This is a genomic window from Enhygromyxa salina, assembly GCF_000737335.2.
Taxonomy (GTDB): domain Bacteria; phylum Myxococcota_A; class Polyangia; order Nannocystales; family Nannocystaceae; genus Plesiocystis; species Plesiocystis salina_C.
Genome location: NZ_JMCC02000212.1, coordinates 1 through 4,996 on the forward strand (window position 1 = coordinate 1; position 4,996 = coordinate 4,996).

Annotated in this window: 2 protein-coding genes; both read left to right on the plus strand. The window is 71.2% G+C overall.

The annotated features are described in order from the left end of the window. On the plus strand, positions 1-3,039 hold a 3,039-nt coding region (locus tag DB30_RS40055), incomplete at its 5' end, for a type I polyketide synthase (protein ID WP_146662837.1). Further along, on the plus strand, positions 3,036-4,996 hold a 1,961-nt coding region (gene fabD / locus DB30_RS40060; protein WP_146662839.1), incomplete at its 3' end, for an ACP S-malonyltransferase. The genes DB30_RS40055 and fabD, both read left to right, overlap by 4 nt.

Consider the following 4,996-nt stretch of genomic DNA (forward strand, 5'->3'; position numbering starts at 1 on the left):
GCGGAGCTCGGCACCTGGCTGGGTTGGATGCAGCGCCTGGTCGACGCGCGCGCGCAGCTGTCCGCGCTGCTGATCTCGCGCGGGCCCGCGTCGGAGGTCCACGGCGGGGCGGCGCGCGTGGGCCTGTACCGGATGCTGCAGAGCGAGTATCGCCACCTGCGTTCGCGCCACGTCAACGCGGGCGAGGCGGCCTCGGACGAGCAGCTATACCGGTGGATCCTCGACGAGCTCCGCGCCGCGGACGAGCCCGCGGAGGTCGCCTACCGCGGGGGCGTGCGCGCCCGCGGCGAGCTCGCCGAGCTGCGCGAGGCCGACGCTGGGCCGCTGCGGTTCCCCGCAGACCACGTGCTGTGGGTCAGCGGCGGTACGCGTGGCATTGGCCTGCTCACGGCCGAGCACTTCGTCGCCCGTCACGGCGTCCGCAAGCTCGTGCTGACGGGGCGCCGTGAGCTGCCGCCGCGCGAGCAGTGGGCGCGGCACATCGCGGCGGCCGACGAGCTCGGCCAGCGCCTCGCGCCCCTCGCCGCGCTCGTCGACCGTGGCGTCGAGCTCGAGGTCCTCAGCGTCGCGCTCGATGATGAGGCCGCGCTCGCGCGCAACATCGCCGCGGTCAAGCAGCGGCTCGGGCCGATCGGGGCCGTGGTCCACAGCGCCGGGGTCACGGACTTCGAGAACCCGGCCTTCGTGCGCAAGCCCCAGGCCGATCTCGCCCGTGTGCTCAGCCCCAAGGTCTCTGGCCTCGACGCCCTCGTGCGCAGCTTCGCCGCCGAGCCGCTGGCCTTCTTCGTGCTCTACTCCTCGGTCGCGGCGGTCGTCCCGGCGCTGGCCGTGGGCCAGAGTGACTACGCCATGGCCAACGCCTACATGGACGTCGTGGCCGAGGCGCGCCCCCATGGGCTGCCCCTGGTCAGCGTTCAGTGGCCGAGCTGGAAGGACACCGGCATGGGCGAGGCGCGCAGCGCCGCCTACCTGGCCTCGGGGCTCGAGGCCCTGCCCGATGCCGAGGGCCTCGCGCTGCTCGAGCGCGCCCTGACCAGCGGCGCGCGGGTCGTGCTGCCGACCTTGGTCAATCCATCGTTCGAGGTCTCGCGCCTGTCCGCGCGTCGCTTCGAGGCTGGCGCGGCCAGCTCCCCGCCGCCCCGCCCAGCGTCGGCACCCTCCCGCAGCCAACCGGGTTCTGCGGGTGCGCCGAGCTCCGCTCGGGTCGCCGCGGCCGCCGAGGCCCTGGCCTCATGGTTCCTCGACCAGCTCGCGGCTGAGCTGCGCTTCGATCGGGATCGCCTGAGCGTCAGCGTGCCCGTTCAAGACTATGGCATCGACTCGATCATGATCTCGCAGCTGATCCAGACCGTGGCCAAGCGCGTCGAGGTCAGCGTCGACCCCTCGGCCTTGCTCGAGTATCCGACGGCCGAGGAGTTCGCCAACTACCTGGCCGACGAGCACAGCGAGGCGCTGGTCCGCGCGTTTGGCTCGGCGGACGCGGACGCAAAGCTCGAGCCCCCGGCCAGCGCGTCGCCCGATCGTTCGGCGCCGGCAGCCTCACCCCCAACGCCAGCGCCGACGCCGACGCCGACGCCGACGCCGACGCTGAAGAGCACCTGGACCTGGGGCACCGACGCCGTCGCCAACGGGGCGCGCGAGGGGAGCGGCCGCGAGATCGCGGTGGTCGGCATGTCGGCCAAGTTCCCCAGCGCGCCCACGCTGAGCGCCTACTGGGAGCTGCTTCGCACGGGCCGCTCGGCCTTGCGTCCGCTCCCGACGGCCCGCTTCGGTCGCGCGCTCGGCTACTACGCGGGCTTGATCGAGGAGCAACTGACCTTCGATCCCAACTACTACTTGCTGGCCGACACCGACGTCGCGGCCATGGATCCCCAGGCCCTCGTGTTGCTCGACGCCGTCGTCGCCGCGGTTCACGAGGCTGGCTACACACCGGGCGAGCTCAAGGGCCGGCGCGTCGGGGTCTATGTCGGCGGTCGGGCCAACCACACGCCCGATCCTGAGCGCCTTGGCGCGGCCCGCAACCCCGTGGTCGTCACCGGCCAAAACTACCTCGCGGCCAACGTCTCGCAGTTCTTCGACTTCCGCGGCCCGAGCCTCGTGGTCGACACGGCCTGCTCGTCGCCGCTCGTGGCCATGAGCATGGCGGTCCAGGCCCTGCGCGCTGGCGACATCGAAGCGGCGGTGGTCGGGGGCGTCAGCCTGCTGGCCGACGACCGCGCCCATCAGGTGTTTGGTCAGCGCGGGCTGCTCAACTCGGGCTCGCGTTTTCACGTGTTCGATCGTCGCGCGGAAGGGATCATCCTCGGCGAGGGCGTGGGTGTGGTCATGCTCAAGCCCCTGGCCAAGGCCCAGGCCGACGGGGACCGCGTGCTCGCGGTCGTCGGGGGCATCGCCGTCAACAACGACGGGCGCACGGCCGGTCCGGCGACGCCGAACCTTCAGGCCCAAAAGGCCGTCATGGAGGAGGCCCTCGCACACAGCGGCTTCGGCCCCGACGACGTCGGCTGGATCGAGGCCAACGGCTCCGGGTCGATGGTCACCGACCTGCTCGAGCTCAAGGCGATCGAGTCGATCTACCGCAAGCGCTCGCGCGAGCCGGTCGCGCTCGGCTCGATCAAGCCCAACATCGGCCACCCGCTCGCGGCCGAGGGGATCGCGGCCTTCATCAAGCTCGTGCTCATGCTCCATCACCGCGAGCAGGCCCCGTTCTTGTCCGGTGAACAGCCGCTCGAGCACTTCGACCTCGAGGCCTCCCCGCTGTACTTCCCGCGCGCGGCCGAGCCGTGGTCGAGCCGCGCGCCGGCGGCGGGGCTCAACTGCTTCGCCGACGGTGGGACCAACGTCCACGTCGTGCTTGGGCCGAGCCCCGCGGGCTACAGCCCCAGCCGTGGACCGCTCGCGCTGCCTGCCCGGGTGCCGCGGGTTGTCGTGCGTGAGGGCCTGGCCCAGTCGTCGGACCCTCGGTCGACACCCATCCCAGCCAGGATCACCGGCGCGAGGCCTGCGTCGCCCCCCATGTTCTGGGATGCGTACCAATGACCGGACGAAGCGCTTCATCTGCCCGATCGGTGACGGGGCCGCGGGCTCGGCTCGACGCGCTCGCGGCCGAGCTGCCGGTGGTGTTCATGTTCTCGGGCCAGGGCTCGCAGTACCCGGGCATGGGCCGGGAGCTCTACGCACGCGACCCGGTGTTCCGCGCTGCGCTCGAGCGCTACGACGCAGCGATCGCCGACCTCGCGGGTGGCTCGGTGCTCGAGCGGATCTTCGATCCGACCATGCGCCGGAGCGATCGGCTCACGGACACGAGCATCACGCACCCGGCGATCGTCATGGTCGAGCTCGCGCTGGCCGAGTCGCTGGCCGCTGACGGCGTTCGTCCAGACTACCTGCTCGGCCAGAGCCTCGGTGAGTACAGCGCCGCTGTCGTCGCGGGCTGCATCGACGCTGTCGCCTGTCTGCGCCTGCTCGTCGGGCAGGCGCGGCGCCTCCACGCCGGGCCCCCGGGCGGGATGTTGACGGTGCTCGCCAACATCGCGGTCATGGATCAGATCCCCGCGCTGCGTAGGTGCGAGGTCGCGGCGCGCAACTACCCGGGGCACTTCATCGTCGCGGGCCCGTGCGCGAGCCTCGATCGCGCCGAGCTCGAGCTGCGCGACGCCGAGATCCTCCATCAGCGCGTGCCCGTGGAGTACGCCTACCACTCGACTCTGATGGACGAGGTCCTCGCTGGCTGTCAGGCGCCGCTGCGCGCGACCTCGTTTCGGCCGCCGCAGATCCCGTGGGTGTCTTGCGTCGATGGCGAGCTCGTCGCGCGCGCGAGCGCCGAGCACTTCGGGCGAGTCGCCCGTGAGCCGATCGAGTTCGAGCAGACGATGGCCAAGATGCGGGCGCGCGGCGACTTCATCTACCTCGACCTCGGCCCCTCGGGCACCTTGCACAATTTCGTGCGCAACAACCTCCCGTCGGGCTCCCGCTCGTGCTCGCGCGCGCTGCTGAGTCCTTTTGGCTACGAACCCGCCGCATTCGACGAGGTTCGCAAGCTCGGCCCCCGCCGAAGCTCCCGCGCTTCGATGCGCAAGCGAGTCGATCCCATGAACATCTACGGTTTCCCTGGTCAAGGTTCACAGCGCAAGGGGATGGGCAAGGAATTGCTCGCCCGCTATCCCGCGGAGGTCGAGCGGGCCGACGCGATCCTCGGCTACTCGATCGAGAGCTTGTGCGTGCACGATCCCGAGCGACGCCTGCGCAACACCGAGTTTCAGCAGCCCGCGCTCTACGTGATCGGGGCGCTGAGCTACCTCGACGCGATCGCCAGCGGGGCGCCGCGACCCGACTACCTCATCGGTCACAGCCTCGGCGAGTACATGGCCCTGTTCGCCGCCGGGGTCTTCGACTTCGAGACCGGCCTGCGCCTCGTCCAGCGTCGCGCTCAGTTGATGGCGGCCGAGAGCAGCGGGGCGATGGCCGCGGTCCTCGGCGTCGATGAGTCCACGATCGCCGATCTGCTCGCCGAGGCCGGTATCGGCCAGCTCGACTTCGCCAACTACAACGCTCCCGATCAGCTGGTCCTCTCGGGTCCCAGCGCGGCGATCGACCAGGCCTGCGAGCGCTTCGAGGCCGCCGATATCCGCGCGGTGCGTCTCGCTGTCAGCGCTCCCTTTCACTCGCGCTACATGCGGAGCGCGTCCAAGCAATTCGCGGGCTTTGTCGCCGAGTTCGAGTTCATGGCGCCGCAGATCCCTGTGATCGCCAACGTCGACGCGGCCCCCTACACGCAGGCGACCGTCGCAGACAAGCTCATCGCTCAGATCCACTCGCCGGTGCGGTGGACGGAGATCGTGCGTCGGCTGATGAGCCTCGGGGCCTTCGAGTTCGTCGAGCTCGGCCCCGGAGAGGTGCTCACGCGGCTGGTCACGCGGATCCGCGCCGGCGCCTCGCCCTTGCCCGCGCCCTGGCGAGCGGACGCCCAGCAACGGCCCGCGGCGTCGCTCAGGCC